20 protein-coding genes are annotated in these 21,702 nt (G+C 64.2%); 11 read left to right on the top strand and 9 right to left on the bottom strand.

The genetic code is table 11. The features are described 5' to 3' along the window. Window positions 1-71: 71 nt before the first annotated feature. Both AB4Y77_RS06040 and AB4Y77_RS06035 read right to left on the bottom strand, forming a co-directional pair. Window positions 72-743, bottom strand: a complete 672-nt coding sequence (locus tag AB4Y77_RS06040; RefSeq protein WP_442013290.1) for a phosphonatase-like hydrolase — start codon at window positions 741-743, stop codon at window positions 72-74. After that, window positions 740-1,507 (bottom strand): GntR family transcriptional regulator, encoded by a 768-nt coding sequence (locus AB4Y77_RS06035; protein WP_442013289.1) that lies wholly within the window; start codon window positions 1,505-1,507, stop codon window positions 740-742. Before AB4Y77_RS06035 ends, AB4Y77_RS06040 begins: the two co-directional genes overlap by 4 nt. A 163-nt stretch (window positions 1,508-1,670) precedes the next feature. Between AB4Y77_RS06035 and AB4Y77_RS06030 the strand changes: the two genes are divergently transcribed. From AB4Y77_RS06030 to AB4Y77_RS06010, 5 genes are all read left to right on the top strand, one after another. Then, window positions 1,671-2,882, top strand: coding sequence for a TIGR03364 family FAD-dependent oxidoreductase (locus AB4Y77_RS06030; RefSeq protein WP_442013288.1), 1,212 nt, complete (start codon window positions 1,671-1,673; stop codon window positions 2,880-2,882). A 41-nt stretch (window positions 2,883-2,923) separates the two neighbouring features. Further along, the gene (locus tag AB4Y77_RS06025) at window positions 2,924-3,838 is read left to right on the top strand and encodes a phosphate/phosphite/phosphonate ABC transporter substrate-binding protein (protein WP_442013287.1); all 915 of its coding nucleotides are present in this window, start codon (window positions 2,924-2,926) and stop codon (window positions 3,836-3,838) included. After that, a complete protein-coding gene (locus AB4Y77_RS06020) occupies window positions 3,838-4,623 on the top strand; it encodes a phosphonate ABC transporter ATP-binding protein (protein WP_442013286.1) in 786 nt (261 codons plus the stop codon). Before AB4Y77_RS06025 ends, AB4Y77_RS06020 begins: the two co-directional genes overlap by 1 nt. After that, window positions 4,620-5,474, top strand: a complete 855-nt coding sequence (gene phnE / locus AB4Y77_RS06015) for a phosphonate ABC transporter, permease protein PhnE (protein WP_442013285.1) — start codon at window positions 4,620-4,622, stop codon at window positions 5,472-5,474. The genes AB4Y77_RS06020 and phnE overlap by 4 nt, the downstream gene beginning before the upstream one ends. 157 nt (window positions 5,475-5,631) lie before the next feature. After that, complete coding sequence (locus AB4Y77_RS06010) at window positions 5,632-6,741, top strand: FAD-dependent oxidoreductase (protein WP_311214528.1); 1,110 nt, start codon at window positions 5,632-5,634, stop codon at window positions 6,739-6,741. 103 nt (window positions 6,742-6,844) lie between these two features. Here AB4Y77_RS06010 and AB4Y77_RS06005 read toward each other — a convergent pair whose 3' ends face one another. Further along, a complete protein-coding gene (locus AB4Y77_RS06005) occupies window positions 6,845-9,064 on the bottom strand; it encodes an NADP-dependent isocitrate dehydrogenase (protein ID WP_442013284.1) in 2,220 nt (739 codons plus the stop codon). 240 nt (window positions 9,065-9,304) lie between these two features. Here AB4Y77_RS06005 and AB4Y77_RS06000 point away from each other — a divergent pair, with 240 nt between their 5' ends. Together AB4Y77_RS06000 and AB4Y77_RS05995 are read left to right on the top strand one after the other, a co-directional pair. Beyond that, window positions 9,305-9,898 (top strand): hypothetical protein, encoded by a 594-nt coding sequence (locus AB4Y77_RS06000; RefSeq protein WP_442013283.1) that lies wholly within the window; start codon window positions 9,305-9,307, stop codon window positions 9,896-9,898. 75 nt (window positions 9,899-9,973) lie between these two features. Further along, window positions 9,974-11,083, top strand: a complete 1,110-nt coding sequence (locus tag AB4Y77_RS05995) for a trypsin-like serine peptidase (RefSeq protein WP_442013282.1) — start codon at window positions 9,974-9,976, stop codon at window positions 11,081-11,083. Window positions 11,084-11,205: 122 nt separating this feature from the next. Here the strand turns inward: AB4Y77_RS05995 and purH are convergent, their stop codons facing one another. The 3 genes from purH to AB4Y77_RS05980 all read right to left on the bottom strand — a co-directional run bounded on the left by purH (window position 11,206) and on the right by AB4Y77_RS05980 (window position 14,291). Further along, window positions 11,206-12,876: a bifunctional phosphoribosylaminoimidazolecarboxamide formyltransferase/IMP cyclohydrolase gene (purH, locus tag AB4Y77_RS05990; RefSeq protein WP_442013281.1), complete on the bottom strand. Its 1,671-nt coding sequence runs from the start codon at window positions 12,874-12,876 to the stop codon at window positions 11,206-11,208. Window positions 12,877-13,362: 486 nt separating this feature from the next. After that, complete coding sequence (locus AB4Y77_RS05985) at window positions 13,363-13,803, bottom strand: endonuclease domain-containing protein (protein ID WP_442013280.1); 441 nt, start codon at window positions 13,801-13,803, stop codon at window positions 13,363-13,365. 206 nt (window positions 13,804-14,009) lie between these two features. Continuing rightward, window positions 14,010-14,291 (bottom strand): hypothetical protein, encoded by a 282-nt coding sequence (locus AB4Y77_RS05980; RefSeq protein ID WP_442013279.1) that lies wholly within the window; start codon window positions 14,289-14,291, stop codon window positions 14,010-14,012. A gap of 162 nt (window positions 14,292-14,453) precedes the next feature. Between AB4Y77_RS05980 and AB4Y77_RS05975 the strand changes: the two genes are divergently transcribed. The 3 genes from AB4Y77_RS05975 to AB4Y77_RS05965 are packed head-to-tail and all read left to right on the top strand — an operon-like array spanning window position 14,454 to window position 17,730. Continuing rightward, the gene (locus tag AB4Y77_RS05975) at window positions 14,454-15,401 is read left to right on the top strand and encodes an N-acetylglucosamine kinase (protein ID WP_442013278.1); all 948 of its coding nucleotides are present in this window, start codon (window positions 14,454-14,456) and stop codon (window positions 15,399-15,401) included. Then, complete coding sequence (murQ, locus tag AB4Y77_RS05970; protein WP_442013277.1) at window positions 15,376-16,326, top strand: N-acetylmuramic acid 6-phosphate etherase; 951 nt, start codon at window positions 15,376-15,378, stop codon at window positions 16,324-16,326. Before AB4Y77_RS05975 ends, murQ begins: the two co-directional genes overlap by 26 nt. A 51-nt stretch (window positions 16,327-16,377) precedes the next feature. Continuing rightward, window positions 16,378-17,730 carry an MFS transporter gene (locus tag AB4Y77_RS05965; RefSeq protein ID WP_442013276.1) on the top strand — a complete coding sequence of 451 codons (1,353 nt, stop codon included), beginning with the start codon at window positions 16,378-16,380 and terminating at the stop codon, window positions 17,728-17,730. 69 nt (window positions 17,731-17,799) lie between these two features. On the opposite strand, the gene AB4Y77_RS05960 is transcribed toward AB4Y77_RS05965, so the two are convergent. Together AB4Y77_RS05960 and purN are read right to left on the bottom strand one after the other, a co-directional pair. Further along, window positions 17,800-18,309: an endonuclease domain-containing protein gene (locus AB4Y77_RS05960; protein WP_442013275.1), complete on the bottom strand. Its 510-nt coding sequence runs from the start codon at window positions 18,307-18,309 to the stop codon at window positions 17,800-17,802. A 584-nt stretch (window positions 18,310-18,893) separates the two neighbouring features. Next, on the bottom strand, window positions 18,894-19,469 hold the full coding sequence (purN, locus tag AB4Y77_RS05955) for a phosphoribosylglycinamide formyltransferase (RefSeq protein ID WP_442013274.1): 576 nt from the start codon (window positions 19,467-19,469) through the stop codon (window positions 18,894-18,896). An 11-nt stretch (window positions 19,470-19,480) separates the two neighbouring features. Between purN and AB4Y77_RS05950 the strand changes: the two genes are divergently transcribed. Next, window positions 19,481-19,930 carry a hypothetical protein gene (locus tag AB4Y77_RS05950; protein WP_442013273.1) on the top strand — a complete coding sequence of 150 codons (450 nt, stop codon included), beginning with the start codon at window positions 19,481-19,483 and terminating at the stop codon, window positions 19,928-19,930. Between the two features lie 43 nt (window positions 19,931-19,973). Here AB4Y77_RS05950 and AB4Y77_RS05945 read toward each other — a convergent pair whose 3' ends face one another. After that, the gene (locus AB4Y77_RS05945; RefSeq protein WP_442013272.1) at window positions 19,974-21,305 is read right to left on the bottom strand and encodes a cell division protein PerM; all 1,332 of its coding nucleotides are present in this window, start codon (window positions 21,303-21,305) and stop codon (window positions 19,974-19,976) included. Between the last annotated feature and the right edge of the window lie 397 nt (window positions 21,306-21,702).

Raw genomic sequence — 21,702 nt, 5'->3', positions numbered from 1 at the left:
CAATCTTCCATGCCGGGCGCCCCCAGCCAAACGGGCGCCCCCAGCCAAACGGGCGGCGCCAACGCCGGACGCTAGGACAGCAGGGCGGGGATGTCCTTGACGCCCGCCAGGATGTGGTGGTGCGGGTGCGCGGCGAGGTCTTCGCGGCCCAGTTTCCCGGTCAGGACGCCCACGGCCGTGACGCCGGCGTTGTTGGCAGCGGCGAGGTCATTCACGGTGTCGCCCGCGGCCATCACGGCGCGGACGTCCTGGACTCCGGTCAGTTCCATGGCACGGTGGATCATGTGCGGCGCCGGGCGGCCCGCGGCTACTTCATCGGAGCAGACGACGGCGTCCAGCAAGTTGTCGTCGCCGACGCCCCATCCCAGCCGCTGGAGCAGGGGCTCGGCAACGTCGCGTGAGAAGCCGGTGGTCAGCGCCACCTTGATGCCCTGGCGGCGCAGTTCGCGGAACGCGTCTTCCACTCCCTCCAGGGCGACCGGGGGGTTGGCGTCGTAGAACTCCACGAGCAATTCCTTGAAGCGATCGAACGCGGCTGCCACCACTTCCGGCGTGGCCGCTCCCCCACCGGCTTCGATGAGCGCTGTGATGGCCTCAACTTTGTCCGCGCCCATCCATTCCTGCACAGCCTCGGGTGTGGTTGTCACCCCGGTTTCTTCAACGCAGCGGGCAAGGGCTACGTACACGTCGCCGTGTTCGTCGATGGTGGTTCCGGCCATATCGCAGGCAACAAGGGTGATCATGGGGTGGCTCCTTCAGTGTGGATGCGGATCAGGGCGGCCCTGCGTTCCACGGTGTTGTCGATGGTGAAGTTGGTCAGTGCCGGCAGGTAGCGGTCCTCCGAATATTCCAGGGGCTGGCCATCGCCGGAACGGGTGATGCGGCGTTCGCGTAGGAGCGGAATACCTTCGGGCTGCTCCAACAGCTCGGCGTCCTCATCGCTGGCGGCAACGGCGTCGATGGTGTGCCGTGCACTGTGCAGGTCCACGCCTTGCTCCTTGAGGAACGCGAAGATGGACCCGGAGTCGGTGTCGAAGTCGAACAGTTTCCGGCCCACCTCCAGGATGAACGTGGTGCGCTCAATCATGGCCGGGGACTCGTCCAGGTAGCGGACACGCAGGACCTCCACCACCGTGGTTCCCGGCACCAGACCGAGTGCCTCGGCAGCTTCCGGACTGGCCTCGCGGCGCGCGACCTCCAGCGTCCGCTGGCCGGGCTTCTTGCCGATGCCGCTGGCCCATTCGGTGAACGAGTTGAACGTGGAAAACGACTGCGACGGCACGGACGAACGAACCATGGGAGGGCGGCCCCGCCCTCCGGTCACGGCGCCTTCCGACCGGAGAAACGCGAGCGCCTGGCGGATCGGTCCGCGCGAGGTCCCGAATTCCCGGCATAGCTCCGCTTCGCTGGGCAACTGGTAACCCGGAGGCCACTCACCGTCGGTGATGCGGCGCATGAATTCCTCGCTCAGCCTGACGTGGAGGGGTGCGTTCTGCTGTGTGCTCACAAGTTGATAATACAAGTCTGCTTCGGCAATAACACCGGATTTGAGCGGCCTCAGGTGAATTTGGGGTGAACTCAAATGAACAGAAGTTAAAATCAGATTAACTTGTATATACAAGTGCCATTCTGGCTTGATTCCCCTTCCCGGAGCCGCCAATGTCAGTGGTGTGAACAACCCAAGCACCTCCCCCACCCCCTTCAACAACAGCGCGAGCCAGCCCACCGACGTCGTCATTGTCGGTGCGGGAATCGTGGGCCTGGCGCACGCCGCGCACGCTGTTGCCAACGGCCTGACCGTCACCATCATTGACCGCGACCACCACGCTGCGGGCGCCTCCGTCCGCAACTTCGGCCACTGCTGCATCACTGCCCAGTCCGGGGAACTGTACGAACTCGCGCAGACCTCGCGGAAGTACTGGCTCGAGTTCGCCGAGCAGGCAGGCTTCTGGGCCTCCGAGGCCGGCGCCGTAGTACTCGCCCGCACCGAAGCCGAGATGAACGTCCTGCGCGAACTCTCCGCGGTCCGCGAGCCTGGACAAGTTGAGCTGCTCTCCCCTGCAGAGACGCGGAAACGGCTAAATGTTTCGGCTCCTGAGGAAGCGCCCGACGGCGGTGGTACTTCCGGCGCGGCATGGCCCGGACTCGTTGGCGGCGCCTTCCTTCGGGACGACCTCCGCGTCGACCCCCGCACCACGGTCGCAACGTTGGCCGAGTGGCTCAGCCGGCAGCCCGGCGTCGAGCTTTACTGGAACACTGCCGCGCTGGGCTTCAGGGAGTCCGCGGAGGGCGTCACTGTCCAGACGTCGCGCGGCGAGCTTCGTGCGAAGCAGGTCTTTGTCTGTGTTGGCCACGACGTCGACTACCTGTTCCCGGTCCTTGCCGAGGAGCACCGGATCCAGCGGTGTGCGCTGCAGATGTCGCTGGCAGCCAAGCCATCCGCCGTCGAGTTCGCGCCTGCAGTCCTGACCGCGACCTCCATGCTCCGGTACCCGGCGTTCACGGACATGCCCACCGCTGCAGCCCTCCGCTCCGAGGTATTGGAGAACCAGCCCGAACTGCTGGAGATCGGCGCCAACGTCATGTTCACCCAACGCCCCGACGGCACCATCATCCTGGGCGATTCGCACCACTACCACCGCACCGCCGATCCGTTCCTGGACGAATCCGTCACCACCACGCTCAACGCCGAAATCACGGGCCGGATCGGCGAACCACTGGAGATCATCCAGCGCTGGCAAGGCATCTACGCTTCCTCCGACGTAGCGCCCATCCTGGTCCGCGAGGTCCAGCCCGGCGTCACGGTGGTGTCAGTGACCTCCGGCGTGGGCATGACGCTGTCCTTCGGCCTGGCACACCGCAACGTGTCGCGCCTGTACTGAAATTTCCCGTTCTCTCCCATCCCCTTCGCCTAAGGATTCCCATGAAAACCTCGCTCTTCACCGGTTCCGCGCTTGCCCTCGCTACCGTTCTGGCGCTCACTGCCTGCGGCGGCTCGGCCCAGTCCTCCCCCGAAGCCACCACCGCCACCTGCCCCAACGGTGAGATCAAGTTCGGCATCGAGCCCTACGAGGACCCGGCCAAGCTGAAGCCCGCCTACGACGTCCTGGCGGCCGCACTGTCCAAGAAGCTCGAATGCCCCGTCAGCGTCCAGGTGGTTGAGGACTACGCCGCCGAGGTCCTGGCCATGCGCAACGGCAAGCTGGACCTGGGCCAGTTCGGGCCGCTGGGCTACGTCTTTGCCGATGCCAAGGCCGGCGCCGAACCGCTGGTTTCCTTTGGCACGGCCGGGAAGGAACTCAGCACATACACGGCCGGGATCTGGGTTCCCAAGGACAGCCCCATCCAGGCCATCGGGGATTTGAAGGGTAAGTCTCTCGCCCTGGGCAGCGTCGGATCCACCTCGGGCGACGTCCTGCCCCGCTTCGGACTCCGCGAAGCCGGAATCGCCGACGCCGACATCAAGATGGACTACACCGGCGGCCATCCTGAAGCCCTGCTCGCACTGACCAACGGAAAAGTCGATGCAGCGGAGATCAACTCCCAGACCCTTGCTACGGCCATTGCCGCAGGCACCTTCACTCCGGATAACTTCCGCCAGGTGTGGACGTCCAACCCCATCCCGAACGACCCCATCACCGTGCGCGGCGACGCCGATCCCGCGTTCAAAGCCGCCGTGAAGGACGCGTTCCTCAGCCTGGATCCCGCCGACGTGGCCAAGGTGGGCGAGTTCCTGGACGTCACCCCGCCAGGCCCGCTCCTTGAGGTCACCAAGGACAACTACACGCCGCTGTTCGAGCTTGCCGAGACCATGGGCCTCACGGAGAAGGATCTGTAATGACTCTCTCCGTCCACGGCTTGCGAAAGTCGTTCAGTGGCAGGACCGTCCTTCAAGGTGTGGAGTTCTCCGTAGCCGCCGGAGAACTTGTAGCGTTCCTCGGCGCCAATGGCTCGGGCAAGTCCACCACCCTGCGCTGCGTCATGGGCATCACGTCCCCGGACTCGGGGAGCATCAGCATCGATGGGGCTGGGCTGGAAACCCTCCAGGGCCGTGAACTGCAGCAAGCCCGCCAGCGCATGGCCATGATTTTCCAGAAGATCCATCTGGTCCCCCGGCGCACTGCGTTGGATAACGTCTGCGCCGGCGCCTTGGCCCGCATCCCCACGGTTCGCTCACTGAGTCCTCTGCTGTTTCCGGCCGACGTCCAGCAGGAAGCCCTCGACTGCCTGGACCGCGTGGGCTTGGCCGATCGCGCCTTCGACCGGGTGGGCCGGCTTTCCGGCGGACAGCAGCAGCGCGTGGCCGTAGCCCGGGCACTCTGCCAGCGGGCCGACGTCGTACTCGCCGACGAGCCTGTCTCCGCACTGGACCCGCACGCTGCCGAGCAGGTGATGGCTCTGCTGCGCGAACTCGCCCACTCCGAAGGGTTGGCGGTGGCCGCGGTTCTTCATCAGCCCGATCTCGCGCTGCGATACGCTGACCGGTCCATCGGGCTGCTCCAGGGCTCCATGACGTTCGACCTCCCCTCCGCAGAGGTCACGGCCGACCACCTCGACACGTTGTACGCCCCGGACCGGGACGTTTCAGACAGTGCCGTTTCAGACAGGACCCAGGCAGCATGACTCCCCATACTTTGACCCCGGCCGTCGCCCGACAGAACTCCACCAGCAAAACCCGCGTGGCACTGGTCCGCCCGAAGAAGCCGCTGCGGTGGATCACGACGGCGGCGGTGGCGGCCGCCGTCGTCGGACTTCACGCCGTGGCCATCGAGGGGACGGACTTCAAACCGGAACTCCTGGTTGACGGCTGGAAAGGCATGGCAGCCTTCATTGGCGATGCGTTCCCGCCGGACCTGAGCTGGGAGAAGACGCTCAAGCCCGGCCTCGAAGCGACGCTGGTGACGCTGTGGATTGGCCTACTCGGCACTACATTGTCTGTGCCGTTCGCCCTGCTGCTCGCGGCGCTGGCTGCTGAGAACACCAGCCCGCATCGGCTCGTTTATCAGGCAGCGCGCGCTGTCTTGTCGTTCTTCCGGGCTGTACCGGACATCGTGTTCGCGCTGATCTTCGTCACCGCTGTGGGGCTCGGTCCCTTCGCCGGCGTGCTCGCCTTGATCTGCCACAACACCGGTGTCATGGGCAAACTGTGGGCCGAGTCCATGGAGGAAATCGACGCCGGGCCGCAGGAAGCACTCCGCACGGCCGGCGCCAACCGGATCCAGCAGGTAGCAAACGCCACGCTGCCCATGGTGGTCCCCCAGTTTGTGGGCCTGCTGCTCTACCGCTTCGACGTCAATGTGCGGTCCTCGCTGGTCCTTGGGCTGGTGGGAGCCGGCGGCATCGGGCTGCTGATCAACCAGTCCATCAAGTCGTTCCAGTTCGACTCCATGCTCACCCACATCCTGATCGTGTTGGTGCTGATCATCGTGGTGGACCAGTTCTCCGCGTGGATCCGCAGGCGCCTGGCCGCCTAACGCTGCATGGTTGACCCAACTGGGGGACAGCACATGCTCCAATGAGCCCTCATTACGACGCTTGCTGTCCCTCAGTTGGGTGAGTGGGGGCAGAATGGGAGGTGGCCCTCTTCGGGGGGTGCGATTTTCATGAGGGCCAACGGTGGATGGAGCAGGCATGCAGGTTGACGTTGTAGTTGTTGGCGGAGGAGCCATGGGATCGGCGGCCGCATGGCAACTCGCCCGGGCGGGCCGCTCGGTGGTTCTGTTGGAGCAGTTCGAGGCCGGACACCACATTGGCGCTTCCCACGGCGCCACCCGCAACTTCAATACCGCGTACGCCGAGGCCGACTACCTGGATCTCCTGGCCGAATCCAAGACTCTCTGGGACGAACTCGCGGCCGAGCACGGCGCTCCCCTGCTGGACATGGTGGGATTGGCGAACCACGGCAACATGCCCCGTTTGCAGCAGGTCCGCGACGCCCACCAGGAGCGCGGCATCGAGAGCTACTTCATTTCAGCCGACGAGGCCGCCAACCGCTGGCGGGGAATGAACTTCGCCACCGATGTCCTGTTCGTGCCGGGGTCCGGTCGAATCCGTTCGGCGGATGCCTTGGTGGCGCTGCGGGAATCAGCTGAGGCCCATGGTGCCGTCTTCAAGTACTCGACGCCGGTCCGCGACATCCGCGTCGATGGCGCCGAATCGGTAGTGGTGGTGACGGAAGAGACCGAATACACGGCAACCCGAGTGGTGGTGACAGCGGGCGCCTGGACGACGAAGGTGCTGAACGGCCTCGCCAAACTCCCCGCGTTGGTGGTGACCCAGGAGCAACCCGCCCACTTCACGGCGACAGACAACACGCTGGTGTGGCCCGGCTTCAACCACAACCCGGACCCTGATCCGAACAACGAACTCTACGAATACTGGTTCAGCCCCGTCTACGGCATGCTCACTCCCGGCGAAGGCGTCAAAGCAGGCTGGCACGGCGTCGGTCCCGTGATGGACCCCGACCATCGCACCTTCGAGCCCATCCCCCAGCAGCTCGAAGCGTTGGTGCGGTACGCAGAAGAGTGGCTTCCCGGCGTCGACCCTTCCACCGCGGTTCCCATCAGCTGCACCTACACCACCACGCCCAACGAGGACTTCGTGCTGGACCGTTTCGGTCCGCTGGTGGTGGGCGCCGGTTTCTCCGGACACGGGTTCAAGTTCACGCCGGCTATTGGCCGGGTGCTGAAGGACATCGTCGACGGCGGCGTGGCACCTGAGCGGTTCCACGCCGAGCGCTAGGAGTTTTTGTACAGATAATGCCCCCAAGACCGCGTCTTGGGGGCATTATCTGTACAAAAACTCGGAGCTCGGGCGCCCGTGAAAGGCACCCGAGCTCGAGGGACTACTTCAGGGTCGCGAGGACCTTGTTGAACGTAGCCGACGGGCGCATGATCTCAGCGGCCTTGGCGGCGTCCGGACGGTAGTAACCGCCCAGCTCGACGGCGGGACCCTGGACTGCGGCCAGCTCGCCGACGATTGCCTCTTCGTTGGAGGTCAGGGCGTCAGCGATTGCTGCGAAGTCCTGGGCCAACTCGGCGTCTTCGGTCTGCTTGGCCAGTTCCTGGGCCCAGTAGGTGGCCAGGTAGAAGTGGCTTCCGCGGTTATCCAGCTCGCCGACGCTGCGGCGCGGGGACTTGTTTTCCAGCAGGAACGTACCCGTTGCGCGGTCCAGAGTGTCGGCCAGAACCTGGGCGCGGGCGTTGCCTGTGGTGGTGGCAAGGTGCTCGAAGCTGACGGCCAGGGCAAGGAATTCGCCCAGGCTGTCCCAACGGAGGTGGTTTTCCTTGACCAGCTGCTGGACGTGCTTGGGAGCGGAGCCACCGGCGCCGGTCTCGAACAGGCCGCCACCGTTAATCAGGGGAACGATGGAGAGCATCTTGGCGCTGGTGCCGAGCTCGAGGATCGGGAACAGGTCCGTGAGGTAGTCGCGGAGGACGTTGCCGGTGACGGAGATGGTGTCCTCACCCTTGCGGATGCGCTCCAGGGTGAAGGCCGTGGCCTCAACCGGGGAGAGGATCTTGATCTCGAGGCCCTCGGTGTCGTGTTCCTTGAGGTACTCGTTGACCTTGGCGATCAGGTTGGCGTCGTGCGCACGGGTCTCGTCCAGCCAGAAAACGGCCGGAGTCTGGGAAGCGCGGGCGCGGGTGACGGCCAGCTTGACCCAGTCGCGGACCGGGATGTCCTTGGTCTGGCAGGCGCGCCAGATGTCACCCGGGAAGACCTGGTGCTCGGTGAGGACGGTGCCCTTGCTGTCCACGAGCTGGACGGTGCCGGCTGCCTGGATCTCGAAGGTCTTGTCGTGGCTGCCGTATTCTTCGGCTGCCTGGGCCATGAGGCCCACGTTGGGAACGGTGCCCATGGTGGTGGGATCGAACGCACCGTTGGCGCGGCAGTCGTCCAGGACAACCTGGTAGATGCCGGCGTAAGAGCTGTCCGGGATGACGGCCAGGGTGTCGGCTTCCTTGCCATCCGGGCCCCACATGTGGCCGGAGGAACGGATCATGGCCGGCATGGAGGCGTCAACAATGATGTCCGACGGAACGTGCAGGCTGGTGATGCCCTTGTCGGAATCGACCATGGCCAGCGCGGGACCGTCTTCGAGGCCCTTGGTGATGGCTGCCTTGACGCCCTCGCGGACGTCCTCCGGCAGGTCGTCGAGGCCGCTGAGGATTGCTGCGAGGCCGTTGTTCGGGCTGATGCCTGCGGCTGCGAGCTGCTTGCCGTAGGTATCGAACAGCTCGGAGAAGTAGGCCTTGACCACGTGGCCGAAGATGATGGGGTCCGAGACCTTCATCATGGTGGCCTTGAGGTGCGCGGAGAAGAGAACGCCCTCTTCCTTGGCGCGGGCAACCTGTGCCTTGAGGAACTCATCCAGGGCGTCGGCACGGAGCGCGGTGGCGTCCACGACTTCGCCCGCCAGGACGGGGAAGTCCTTCTTGAGGACCTTGGTGGTGCCGTCTTCGCGGACCAACTGGATGGTCAGGGAATCGTCAGCCGCCAGGACAACGGACTTCTCGTTGGAGCGGAAGTCGTTCTCACCCATGGTGGCAACGTTGGTCTTCGAATCAGCGGACCAGGCACCCATGGAGTGCGGGTTCTGGCGGGCGTAGTTCTTCACCGACAGGGGTGCGCGGCGGTCCGAGTTGCCTTCTCGCAGCACCGGGTTCACAGCGGAGCCCTTGATCTTGTCGTAGCGCGAGCGGATGTCCGTCTCGGTGTCCGAGGAGGGGTTGTCCGGGTAGTCCGGGAGGGCGTAGCCCTGGGCCTGGAGCTCGGCGATGGCAGCCTTGAGCTGCGGCACGGAGGCGCTGATGTTGGGCAGCTTGATGATGTTGGCTTCCGGCTGCTTTGCCAGTTCACCAAGTTCAGCAAGGGCATTGCCCGTGCGCTGTTCTTCTGTCAGGAAATCACCGAAGACGGCGATGATGCGGCCGGCCAGCGAAATATCGCGGGTCTCCACCTCTACTCCTGCGGTCGAGGCATACGCTTCAACAATCGGCAGGAAAGAGTAAGTTGCCAGCATCGGCGCTTCGTCTGTGTGGGTATAGATAATCTTGGCCATTGGCGGGGTTCTCCCTGAAAGTCTGCAGATTTCAACATCTCCTAACTTACCCGAGTAGACGGATAAGGCGGCCCTTCGTGTCCGGGATCACGTGTTCGTTACCGCCATGGTGATGAACGCCCGACGGCGGCCTGACCGCCGCCGCTGCCTCCCGGCGTCGTACGCTGTTGCCGTGATCAAATCTCCGGTTTCCGGGCGAGTCAGCCTCCGCAATCACACAAAACCGCACATAGTGAAAGCATGACCCGCACGAATCGAACCTTCAAACGGGCTGCTTTGGCTGCCGGAATCCTCCTCAGCCTCGCTGCGTGCACACCGCCGATTCTGGAGCCCACACCAGCGCAGACCATTCCGCATGACGCAGCATCAGGCCAGAAACTCGCCGAAGCACGCGAGGCAATCGAGGCCATCCCCGGAATTTCCGTCACCAACTTCACCGGCGGGAACGATCCCAACATCAAGGGCAACACCGGCTATTCCATCTGGTTCAGGGTGGACCCCGGCTACACGCTCCAGGCAGGTGACGTGCTGGTGGACTACATCGTCCGGAACGTTTGGTCCGTGGGCGAGGGGTACATGCCAAACACGCAGATCCAGATCAGTTCGAGCACCGCCGACGGTGAGCCGCTCATCGACCTTTCGGCCGCTGGGGTCGGCTCGGCATGGACGGGCGGACCGGCGTCGGCCCCTTCGCAGCACAGCACCATCATCATCCCGCTCAGCGCCGATGATCCCGACGGCGCCCGAAATATCTCGCTGCTTACCAAGGACGGCCCTTGGCCCGGCGTCACTCCCAAGCCCCTCCCGGACAATGTCACGGCCAAGGTTGGCTGACATCTGCCACGCTTGAGCCCACGCCAAAGGGACCTCGTTGCTTAACAAGGAAGTGACAGCAAATTATCACAAACTATGAAACATCTCTTTACAAAGTTGTCATACGTTCGATACCTTCAATTCCGTCAGTCGGCGGTCGCCATCACTGGCCGCCTCACTCCCTCGATAGGTAGGAACAACGTGACAAAAACCAAGACCCTGGCCACAAGCCTGCTGAGTCTGTCCGCTGCCGCAATCCTGGCGCTGGTTGGAACCACCAGCGCCAACGCGGCACCGGCTCAGAACGCAGACTCCAGCGGCGCTGCGGTCAGCAGCCATGTAGTGTCGGACACCGGCGCTGCAGATTACTGGACGCCAGAGCGCATGAAGAATGCCAAGTCCGGCGAAATCCTCGCGGCCAAAGCACTTGACCGTGGCAAGCTCCTCAACTTCGGCAAGGCCCCGGTCACTGAAGCCCCGGGCGCCATCAGCAGCATCGCCGGCCAGCAGGCCACCACCGAATCCAAGACCATCGACCGCAAGGTCAACCAGAGCGAGACGCCGGTCAAGCACATCGGCAAGATCTTCTTCACCCTGGGCGGCTCCAACTACGTCTGCTCCGGCAACTCCGTCACGGCAGCCAACAAGAGCACCGTCTCCACCGCAGGCCACTGCCTCAACGAAGGCCCCGGCGCCTACGCCACCAACTTCACCTTCGTTCCGGCCTACCTCAACGGCTCAGCACCCTACGGGAAGTGGACGGCAAAGGCGCTGTACGCCCCCACCCAGTGGGCTTCCAACGGCAACATGCAGTACGACACAGCGTTCGCCGTCATGAACACCCTCAACGGCCGGAAGCTCGCCGACGTCGTCGGGTCCTCCGGTGTCCAGTTCAACGCCGCCCGCGCCCTGAGCTACAAGGCCTTCGGCTACCCGGCCGGCTCGCCCTTCAACGGCGAATCGCTCAAGAGCTGCTCCGGAAAGGCCGCCAACGATCCCTACAACCCGCAGTTCGCCACGCAGGGTATCCCCTGCAACATGACCGGTGGTTCCTCGGGCGGTCCGTGGTTCATCGGCACCAGCTCCTCCGGCTACCAGAACTCCGTGAACAGCTACGGATACGGCAGCAACTCCACCACCATGTACGGCCCGTACTGGGGCACCGTGATCCAGTCCACCTACAACACCGCAGCAGCGGCTTCGTAACGAACTCTGTTTTGACGGCACGTCCCTGTTAAGAACGTGCAGATAAAGCACGACGGCGGCCGTCCCCTACCGGGGGCGGCCGCCGTTGCGTTGAGGTGCTTGGACCCTGCCGGGCTCCTCTTCTAGTGGAAGAAGTGGCGTGCGCCGGTGAAGTACATCGTGATGCCGGCAGCGTTGGCTGCGGCGATGACTTCCTCGTCACGGACGGAACCGCCCGGCTGGACGACGGCGCGGACACCGGCGTCGATCAGGATCTGCAGGCCGTCAGCGAACGGGAAGAACGCGTCGGAGGATGCAACGGCACCGCGTGCGCGCTCAGGTGCGTTGGCACCGCTGGTGTTGGACGCGCCGCCGGCACCTTCGACGTCGGACTCTACCTGCACGCCGAGCGTGTTGGCGCGCTCGACGGCCAGGCGGCAGGAGTCCAGGCGGTTGACCTGGCCCATGCCGATACCCACGGCTGCACCGTGGTTGGCGATCAGGATGGCGTTGGACTTGGCAGCACGGCAAGCGGTCCAGGCGAAGGCAAGGTCCGCGAGCGTTGCTTCGTCGGCGGCTTCGCCGGCAGCGAGGGTCCAGTTGGCGGGGTTGTCGCCGTCGGCGTCTACCTTGTCGCTCATCTGGACCAGGACGCCGCCGGAAACCTGGCGCATCTCGGAGGGGTAGCGGCCGTAGCCCTCGGGCAAGGCGAGGAGGCGGATGTTCTTCTTCTTGGAGAGGATCTCCACAGCTTCGGGCTCGAAGTCCGGGGCGATGACAACCTCGGTGAAGATGTCGGCAACCGTGCGGGCCATGCCTGCGGTGACGGTGCGGTTCGCAGCGATGACGCCACCGAAAGCGGAGACGGGGTCGCAGGCGTGGGCCTTGGCGTGGGCGTCGGCGATCGGGTCGGCAGCGTCGGCTGAGCCAACGGCTACGCCACACGGGTTGGCGTGCTTGATAATCGCAACGGCCGGCTCGGCGAAGTCGAAGGCAGCGCGGAGGGCGGCATCGGCGTCGACGAAGTTGTTGTAGCTCATGGCCTTGCCGTGCAGCTGGTCGGCCTGGGCGATGCCCGCCGGAGCAGCCTTGTCCACGTAGAGAGCTGCCTGCTGGTGCGGGTTCTCGCCGTAGCGCAGGACCTCGGAGCGTTCCAGGGACAGGCCGGCGTAGGCGGGCCAGTCGATGATGCCGTCGCCGTCTTCGTCCAGGAACTGGCTGGCAGTCCAGGAGGCAACAGCGTTGTCGTAGCTGGCCGTGTGCGCGAAGGCCTTGGCAGCCAGGCGGCGGCGGGTGTTCAGGTCGAAGCCACCGTGTGCAGCGGCGTCGACTACTGCACCGTAGAAGTGCGGGTCCGTGACGATGGCGACTGCGGCGTGGTTCTTCGCGGCCGAACGCACCATGGCGGGGCCTCCGATGTCGATCTGCTCCACCACATCGTCCTGCGCTGCGCCGGACTTCACGGTCTCCACGAACGGGTACAGGTTCACCACAACGAGGTCGAAGGTTTCGATCTCCATGCCCGCGAGGGTGTCCATGTGGGCCGGGACGCGGCGGTCAGCCAGGATGCCGCCGTGCACGCGCGGGTGCAGGGTCTTGACGCGGCCGTCCAGCATTTCCGGGGAGCCGGTGACTTCTTCGACTTCCTTGACCGGGATGCCTGCGGCGGCGATCTTCTTGGCGGTGGAGCCGGTGGAAACAATGGCGACGCCGGCTGCGTGCAGGCCCTTCGCGAGCTCCTCCAGTCCCGTTTTGTCGTAAACCGAGATCAGTGCACGGCGGATGGGAACACGGTCAAGCTGCGTCAAGCTCACAAAAGTCTCCGTCTTAGTTCGCGTAGATATCGCGGGTGGTGTCGCGGGTGTGGGATACGGAGAGTTTATCGCGTTTCGTTGTTGGTCCCGTTTTGCGTCTTTAACGCCCCCGCTGCGTTGCGAGGCCCGCTCTGCATCCCAACCGGGGCACGAAAGGCGCACACCAGGCCCCACAAGCAAGCCCCCTGCGTTGCGAGGCCCACTCTGCATCCCAACCCCGGCCCCAGGAACGCACACCAGGCCCCACAAGCAAAGCCCCTGCGTTGCGAGGCCCACTCTGCATCCCAACCCCGGCCCCAGGAACGCACACCAGGCCCCACAAGCAAACCCCCTACGTTGTGGGGCCCACTCTGCACCCCAACCGGAGCACGAAAGGCGCACACCAGGCCCCACAAGCAAACCCCCTACGTTGCGAGGCCCACTCTGCACCCCAACCGGAGCACGAAAAGCGCACACCAGGCCCCACAGCTCGGGGCAAACAAGACATTACGACGACGGCCCTCGCCACCCGCGCGACACCAACGCATCGCGTATCTTGCGTTCGGCATTGGCCCACCCGCCCTTCATCTGGACTTCGGAAAATTTCAGGACAATCCACCCCAACGCGCGAAGCCGATCGTCGCGTTCGATGTCCTTGCCCCACTGCACTGGGTCGGAGCGGTGATGATCACCCTCGTATTCCATGGCAATTTTGTACCCCTTGTACTGGAGGTCCGGCGTTGAGATGTAGCGGCCGTGATCGTCATAAATTGGCTGGGTGACAGCTGGCTCCGGCAGCCCGGCGTCGACGATTTTCAGACGTAGCCTCGACTCCTGGGGCGAATCGACGCCCGCGCGCAACAATGGCAGAATTTCCCGGGCCATCCGGATCCCCTTGACCTTAGGGCGACGGTCAATAACTTCCTGGATGGCTTCGATTGAGGACAACGGATTTTCTCTGGCCAGCAATGAATCGCCTGCTGCTACAAGCGACGACCTCCCCATGCGCCTCGTCAGATCCACCCATGTCCATTCCGGCGACGTCAGTTGAACTCCGTTAGACACACGAACGTCCCGGGCAAGCAGCGGAGCCCGATGTCCTATCACTCCCCGACGCTTGACCCTCCCGATCTCTTGCCTGCGTGTTACGTGGATCAGTCCGTTGTTCCCTCTTCCTCGAGGTAGATGGGAAGCGGCATGGACCACAACAACGCTGCGGTGACATGGCTGACTGCACAGCGCGGAGTGACAGCAGTGTGCAGCCGCCCGAGCAGTTCGAGGTCGCGTTCGTTTGCCCTGGCGATACGGATGCCACGACTCGGCGTCACAAGTTCTTTCGTCTGGAGTCGCCACCGTGGCACGCCGGAAGCGTAAGCGTCGGCGACGAGGAAGCCTTGAGGGTCTACATTCGGAGGCAAAGGAGTGAGATTCCGCATGGGCCCATGCTTGCCGGAAACGATGGCCCACATTCGGTTATCCACAGAGATCGCCAGCTGAGGCGCTCCTGACCATTCCTCCACAGGCGTTGCGGGGCCCACTCTGCGCCCCAAAACCCACACCAACCACGCAGAACAGGCCTCACAACATAGGGTTGATCCATGGAAGCCACCGAGGTCGTTCTTGTTGCCGATGTAGGGAAGAGCCGTTGCCGCGTGGAGTTGCGCAGCGGTTCGGAGTTGCTGGGCGCGGCCGACCAGCACGGCTTCCCCGGGGTGCACGTGGACAACGGACCCACCCTGGCGTTCGAGCTCCTCCTCGAAACGGTCAGCCTTTTACCACCGGGCCTCCCCGTCAGCACGTTGACAGGAATTGGCGCCGCAGTGGCCGGCGTCGAAGCATCCGCCGAAAAGTCCCAGCAACTCGCCACCATGTTGGCTCGGAGATTCAGCGTTCCCGCGGCGGTCCTTTCCGACGCCACGGCCGCCCAGCTCGGTGCTCTCCAGGGAGCACCGGGGACCACGCTCATCGTGGGCACCGGCGCCGTGGCTTTCCGTTTCGACGAAGCCGGCATCCTGCACCGGGCCGACGGCTGGGGACCCTACCTTGGCGATCGCGGCAGCGGACGATGGATCGGCCAGCAGGGTCTGCAGGCAGTTCTTGAAGCGCACGACGGCGGCCCGGCCACGACGTTGTCGGCTGCGGCCGGCGCTCTGGTCGAGTCGCCGGACATGCTCCCGGGCTGGCTCGCTGCCAACGAAAACCCTTACCGGGCCATGGCCCGATTCGCGCCGCTGGTTCTGCACGCCGCGGAGGCGGGTGACGCCGTCGCACATGACATCATCGGCGAGGCGTGCCGCATTCTGACCCGCACGGTGAAGCTCGCGTCGGGCGGTGACAGCGGCAGCACGCCGCGCGTGGCGATGCTCGGCGGAGTGGTGGGATCGGAGTTCTTCGCGGCGCTCTTGCGGAAGTCCCTCGCTTCGGCTGGGATTGAGGTGGTGGCGCCGCTCGGCGATGGCTTGGACGGTGCTGCCCTCGCTGCGACGCGCCGCGGGCTCATCCAGGAAAGGTACATCCACCGTGACGGAACAAACTGGCCCGACTGACGCCGACAAACTTGCGGGCCTGCGCACGGAACTCGCCGGGTTGGCGACCGAGGCCACGGCCGACGGCTTGGACAACCTGGACATCCTGGGCACTGAAGAACTCGTCTCCGCGATGCTTGCCCACAGTGCAGGAGTACATGCAGCCGTTGAGACTGCGAGTCCCGCGATTGTTCAAACGGTCGACGCCGTTGCGGAGCGACTCCAGCGTGGCGGGCGCCTTTTGTACGTGGGAGCGGGAACAGCCGGACGGTTGGGTGTGCTTGACGCGAGCGAGTGCCCGCCGACGTTCGGCACCCCGCCGGGACTCGTCGTCGGACTTATTGCGGGCGGAGTTCAGGCGTTCCAGAAACCCGTTGAGTATGCCGAGGACAACGCAACGGCCGGCGCGCGCGACCTTCACGACATCAACGTGACCCAAGCGGACGCCGTCGTGGGTATTACCGCCTCCGGAAGGACGCCGTACGTGATCGGTGCGTTGGAGGAAGCCCGGAAGCGGGGTGCGTTTACGGCGTCACTGGCGTGCAACAAGGGCTCTGCCGTGAGCCATCTGGCGGACGCCGCGATTGAGGTTGTCGTGGGTCCGGAGTTTATTGCGGGCTCCACCAGGCTGAACTCGGGCACCGCCCAGAAACTTGTCCTCAACATGATCAGCACGTTGGTGATGGTGAAGCTCGGCAAGACCTACGGGAACCTCATGGTGGACCTGCGTGCCACGAACGAGAAGCTGTTGGCCCGATCGCAACGAACGGTCCAGCACGCCACCGGTGTGTCGGCCCAGGAAGCTGCCACTGCTTTGGACTCTGTTGGCGGTTCCGTGAAGGCCGCCATTTTGGTGCTCCTGACGGGCATCGAGGCTGGTCAGGCCAAGGGCGCTTTGGAGGAAGCCGGCGGTTTCCTGCGGAGGGCCATCGAGAACCAGAAGTAACGCGGACTTCCGCTCCGTGCACAGCGAATAAAGTTGCATGCAGGAGGCCCAATGAATACATACACAGCCGTGCCCAGCGGCGAACAAGTTGTGCAGGAACTGCCGTGGCGGTGGAAGGTCCAAGGACGGATTTTCGTGATCGGCGGGCTCGGGTTCATGTTCGACGCTTGGGATGTCACCCTCAACGGCATCCTGATTCCGCTGCTGTCCAAGCACTGGTCGCTGCAACCGACTGACGCTGCGTGGATCGGCACGGCCAACCTGATCGGCATGGCTGTGGGTGCGTTCGCGTGGGGCACCATTGCTGACACCATTGGACGCAAGAAAGCCTTCACGGCGACCCTCCTGATTTTCAGCATCTTCACGGTCCTGGGTGCTTTTGCGCCGGACATCGTGTGGTTCTGCATCTTCCGCTTCATGGCCGGCTTCGGCTTGGGCGGCTGCATCCCTGTGGACTACGCGCTGGTGGGTGAGTTCACGCCGCGCAAACAACGGGGCAAAGTGCTGACAGCCATGGACGGGTGGTGGCCGATCGGTGCTGCGCTCTGTGGTTTCGTCTCCGCCGGTCTGGTTGCTGCCTTCGGCGATTGGCGGCTCACGATGCTGATCATGGTGTTGCCCGCGCTGCTCGTTTTCTGGGTTCGGCGTTCCGTTCCCGAGTCGCCCTTGTTCCTGATTCGAGCGGGGCGCCGACAGGAGGCTGCGGCGGTGATTGACGGTTTGGTGGAGGCTACTGGCGCCACGCCGAGGGCGTACAGCTTGCCCGAACCGCAGGCCGCGCCGCGCCTCTCCCCCGGCAGCGCGTGGGCGCAGCTGCGTGGGATCTGGCAGTTCAATTGGAAGATCACGACCGCGGCCTGGGCTCTTTTCTTCAGCATCCTGTTGGTCTATTACTTGTCGCTCACGTGGATGCCGCGCATTCTCATCGGTGCCGGATTCGAGGAGTACAAGGCGTTCGTCACGACGGCGAGCATGGCCGCCGTCGGACTTCTGGGCGTGGTGGTCGCGGCGCTGCTGGTGGAGCGGGTGGGCCGCAAGTGGATCCTTGCCATCACTGGTCCGTTGTCCGCGCTGACCTTGGTGATCGTGGCGTTCGTGGTGGACGTGCCCTCGGCTACCGTGTTCTGGCTGCTGGTGTTCGGCTTCGTTGTGCAGGTGGCCATCCCGGTGCTTTACGCATATGTGTCCGAGCTGTACCCGACCGAACTTCGCGGCTCGGGCTTCGGCTGGGCTTCGACCTTCTCCCGCCTCGGCGCCGGCTTCGGCCCCTTGGTGTTTGCCTCGTTCTTCTGGCCCGAGTTCGGGTTGGCGCAGTCGTTTGCGATGGCTGGTGGGCTGGTGCTGCTGTCCGTGCTGTGGATGGCGTTCTTTGCCCCGGAGACGAAGCAGCGCGTCCTCTCCTAACCCCCTCCCGTACCCAACTAGGGGACAGCACATGCTCCAATGAGCCCTCATTGCGACGCTTGCTGTCCCCTACTTGGGTGACCAGCCGCGTTGTTCGAGCGCCCGCCGAACCTTGGCGACCGCTGTCGTCGCGCCGGTGGACATGTGGCGCTTGGAGATTCTCACAAGAATCCATCCGGCACGGCTGAAGTCCTCTTCCCGAGCGATATCCCTCACGATCTGCTCCGGATCCGAGTGGCCCACGCCCTCATATTCCACGGCAACTCGCTGTTCCCGAAAGGCCAGGTCCGGTTGACGTACGACGCCGGGACTCAGTTCCGTGGGCACGTTGACTTCCGCTGTCGGCAGCCCAGCCCTCTTCAGCGCCAGCCTGAGTCGCGTTTCGGGTGCGGAGTCGGAACCCACGCAGGCTTGTTCCAAAGCTAACCGGGCCTTGCGGATTCCAGGTGTCCCCCAGTGCCGGTCGAGCATTTCTTCGAGCTCATCCATGGTGCAGTATGGAGAACTGCGTCCCTCGAATTCCGGTCTGGGAATGCGGATTAAATGGTCGGCCACGACTGTGATCTCGTCGATGTCCATTTTCCGGGCGCAGTCCAGCCATGTCCGAGCCCGGCTGGTGATAAACAGGCCCTCGTGAACCACAATCTCGTCGTCGAAAAACTGGCCCTTATGCCCAATGACTCCCCGTCTTCTTGACCTGCCCATGCTGTCCGGCCTTGAAATGTGGATCCCAGGCTCATGGCGCCCAGGGAGAAATCCCGGAAACTCCCACAGAAGGAAGGCTGTGGCGTGGGATGCCGCTGAAAACGGCGTGACGCGAGTCAGAGGGCGAACACGATCCACAAGAGAGAGATCGTCAATAGAACCAGGGACGAAGATTTGACGGCTTGGCGAGTCCAGATCTCTGTAGCGTAGACGCCCAACTGCTACACCGGCGTCGAGCGCTTCCTGCCTGGTGAACGATGTCGAGGACAAAGGTGTAGGCAACTGCCGAGGAGTCTTCATCCCCCATGCTGACAAATTTGCCGCAGCCGTGCTCCGTTATCCACAGGCCGTCAATAGCATGCGGATACTGCGGGACAGCACATGTCCTATTGAGCCCTCACTGCGACGTTTGCTGTCCCCTAGTTGGGCGCGGGCGCGGGCGCGGGCGCGGGGGCGCGCTACTTGGGTGAGGCGGCTGCGGCGAGGTCCCTCAAGGTCTGGACCAGCAGGCGGCGCTCCACTACCTTGATGCGCTCGTGCAGGGTTTCCTCGGAGTCGGTCGGCTCGATAACAACGGCTTCCTGCGCAATGATGGGCCCGGTGTCCACACCTGCGTCGGCCCAGTGAACGGTGCAGCCCGTGACTTTCACGCCGTACGCAATGGCATCGCGAACTCCGTGGGCGCCCGGGAAGGACGGGAGCAGCGCGGGGTGTGTGTTGACGTACTTGCCGTCGAAAGCGTTGATGAAGTCTTCACTGACGATCCTCATGAACCCCGAGGACACCACGACGTCCGGCGAGTAGGACAGCACCTTGTCGCGCAGTGCGGTGTCCCATTCAGCACGGGTTTCGAACGAGTTGAAGTTGACCACGAAGGTCTCAATGCCGGCTTCGTCGGAGCGCTCCACCCCGTACGTATCGGGGCGGTCGGCGCCCACAGCGGCGATCTCGACCTCCAGTTCGCCCGACGTCACGGCGTCGATGACTGCCTGGAGATTGGAACCGGTACCGGAGACGAGGACAACAATGCGCATTGCACTAGCTTATGGGCGGCTCGCGTAGGCTGGAAAACATGAATCCCGACGTCGGTCCCAAGCCGAGCCAGCAACCCCGCTCCGAGGCCGAAAAGTCCGCCCTCGGCAAGACCCAGATCCTCTTCCGTGCCTTCCTTTTGACGGCGTTGGGTGCGTTCTTCGTGTTCTCCCTGAACGTGAACTACGTGTGGTTGAGCGCCATTCTGACGCTCGCGGGTTTGGTGTTGGGGATCGTCGTCTTGGTTCGCACGCTGAAGTACAAGCACCCGCGCCTGATTCTCTTCGGGACAATCTCGGGCCTGGTAGTCACGGCCGTGATGTGCCTGCTCATCCTGACGTCGGTGCTCTTCTTCAGCCAGGTCAGCACGTACCAGGATTGCTCACGCGGTGCGCTGACGGAATCCGCCAAGACCCAGTGCTTGACGCAGCTCGAGAACTCCATGCCGGGCCCGCTGCGGTAACCCGTTCGCTGGAGCAACCCAGCGTTAGAGCAAGAGGACCCGCTCAGGCGTGTTCGTCGTCGTACGCTGCTTCGTCGAGGTTCGCCTCGCGCTGCTTCTGGCTGCGTTCCAGCCAGGGCCCCACTGCGTAGCCAATCACGACGCCGATACCCACTTCCGCGGCCAGCCAGACTGCCGTCCACAGAGGGTGGGGTCCGATTTCCGTGAGCCGCCCAATACCGGCCGAACCGCGGGCGATCCACGCCAAGGCACCGCCAAGGAGTCCCGCAACTGCGCCAATGAATGCACCCAGGAACAGGGTTGAGACGGCGGCTGTGAACCATCGGGCTTTGATCTTGATGGAGAGCCACTCGTCAAAGTGGTTCTCGCCCTCGCGGAGGAACCACCAACCCGCCAGGATGCCGGCCACGACGGGCAGCGCGAGTGCCATCGCGCCGGCGTCGAGCTGTCCTGCGGGGAGGGCGCCGAGGACCGGGACGGCCGGGAGCGGTCCGACCGCCGTGCCCAGCGGACCCGCGGTCGATCCGACGCCGAGCGAGAAACCCGCGCCGGTGGACCATGAAAGCGCGAAAATGACGAGGTTCGGCAGGAAGCCCAGCTGTGCGATGGTGAGCACCGCTCCGCCGAGGGCGCCGGCTTGGATGCCTTCGTAAACGGCGATGATGTCCGTCCAGTGCCACACGATGGTGACGGCCAGCAGCACCGCGGCCAACGAGACCGAAGCCATGGCCGCGACGAAACCGGCCTTCAGCGCTGAGCCCACGTACGAGCCCGCCCAGCGCGAATGCTGGCTGGTCTTCGCGAGCCAGGCAACGGCGTCGACGCCGATCAGCCGGCTCCACGAGCCGGCCTCTCGTCTGGCGCCCACGATCATGCCCAGGCCGAACGAAACCAGCGGGATGGTCATGGCGAACCAAAGGTTGATGACCACTTCAGGGGTGCGGCACACGAAGCCGGTGGCGGCCCCGAACGCTGCGTACACAACGAAGGCGCCGAGGAACGCCTGCCACAGCTGGTCGGTGTAGGAGGCCCGGGCAAGCCGACGACCCGCGCGCCACGCAAGCAGGAACGGAATGAGCGTCAGACCCAGCGGAATGAGGGACAGCAGACCCGAGCCGGGCTGGGCTGCAGTACCGATATTGACGTGCGCCAGCTCCAACGGCACACCGTGGATCAGCAGCCAAGCCTGTCCACCCAGCCGGGCCAAAGAGTCGATATTCCGGTCCTGGAAACCATCAGTGGCCCACACCCCCACCAGCGGCAACACCACAATGATGGCCGAAATGAACGCTGCCTGCGCCGCTTCCAAACCACCCTGCAGCCAAAGGGGCATCGGGAGGCCACGGTTTCCGGTCTGATCAGCGCGCAGTTTCATCGTGATCTATCGTGCCACGGCAGGCCGCTCCCACCCTGCAGGCGCCCCTGAAATACCGCGAATTCCAGCGCTTTTTCCACGAAGCCGCCGTAAAATGGGAGGTGTTCTCCCGGGGCACGGAGCCCTCAGCGACCACCTCAGCTCCGCCTCACCTGCACAGACTTTGAAAGGCCCGGAAACAATCGAAGCCGGGAACTAGGAGCGGCCAATGGATAGGTGTCACAACTCATAACAGAAAGTCGTACTAGCAGCTGGTGCAGCCGCCATCGGATTCTCTCCATAGGCTGCACCAGCCTTCTTTTGCCGCCCACCCTGTGCGTCCCACCTTGCGCCGAGGGGCGACATCTCGGCACTTTGGGGCTCGCTTAGTCCCGACAGCTAACCCTCGCCAAGAAAA

The sequence above is a fragment of the Paenarthrobacter sp. YAF11_1 genome (assembly GCF_052113445.1).
Classification (GTDB): domain Bacteria; phylum Actinomycetota; class Actinomycetes; order Actinomycetales; family Micrococcaceae; genus Arthrobacter.
Note: the sequence above shows the minus strand (reverse complement) of the source record. Positions and strands in the feature narration are given on the sequence as shown.

Coding starts and splice junctions, on each gene's coding strand:
- AB4Y77_RS05975 (WP_442013278.1), top strand. CDS start 14,454: ATGGAAGCCACCGAGGTCGTTCTTGTTGCCGATGTAGGGAAGAGCCGT.
- AB4Y77_RS05945 (WP_442013272.1), bottom strand. CDS start 21,305: ATGAAACTGCGCGCTGATCAGACCGGAAACCGTGGCCTCCCGATGCCC.
- AB4Y77_RS06040 (WP_442013290.1), bottom strand. CDS start 743: ATGATCACCCTTGTTGCCTGCGATATGGCCGGAACCACCATCGACGAA.
- AB4Y77_RS05950 (WP_442013273.1), top strand. CDS start 19,481: ATGGGCGGCTCGCGTAGGCTGGAAAACATGAATCCCGACGTCGGTCCC.
- AB4Y77_RS06025 (WP_442013287.1), top strand. CDS start 2,924: ATGAAAACCTCGCTCTTCACCGGTTCCGCGCTTGCCCTCGCTACCGTT.
- AB4Y77_RS06005 (WP_442013284.1), bottom strand. CDS start 9,064: ATGGCCAAGATTATCTATACCCACACAGACGAAGCGCCGATGCTGGCA.
- AB4Y77_RS06010 (WP_311214528.1), top strand. CDS start 5,632: ATGCAGGTTGACGTTGTAGTTGTTGGCGGAGGAGCCATGGGATCGGCG.
- AB4Y77_RS05960 (WP_442013275.1), bottom strand. CDS start 18,309: ATGGACATCGACGAGATCACAGTCGTGGCCGACCATTTAATCCGCATT.
- purN (WP_442013274.1), bottom strand. CDS start 19,469: ATGCGCATTGTTGTCCTCGTCTCCGGTACCGGTTCCAATCTCCAGGCA.
- AB4Y77_RS05965 (WP_442013276.1), top strand. CDS start 16,378: ATGAATACATACACAGCCGTGCCCAGCGGCGAACAAGTTGTGCAGGAA.
- AB4Y77_RS05980 (WP_442013279.1), bottom strand. CDS start 14,291: ATGCGGAATCTCACTCCTTTGCCTCCGAATGTAGACCCTCAAGGCTTC.
- AB4Y77_RS05995 (WP_442013282.1), top strand. CDS start 9,974: ATGAAACATCTCTTTACAAAGTTGTCATACGTTCGATACCTTCAATTC.
- phnE (WP_442013285.1), top strand. CDS start 4,620: ATGACTCCCCATACTTTGACCCCGGCCGTCGCCCGACAGAACTCCACC.
- AB4Y77_RS06020 (WP_442013286.1), top strand. CDS start 3,838: ATGACTCTCTCCGTCCACGGCTTGCGAAAGTCGTTCAGTGGCAGGACC.
- AB4Y77_RS06000 (WP_442013283.1), top strand. CDS start 9,305: ATGACCCGCACGAATCGAACCTTCAAACGGGCTGCTTTGGCTGCCGGA.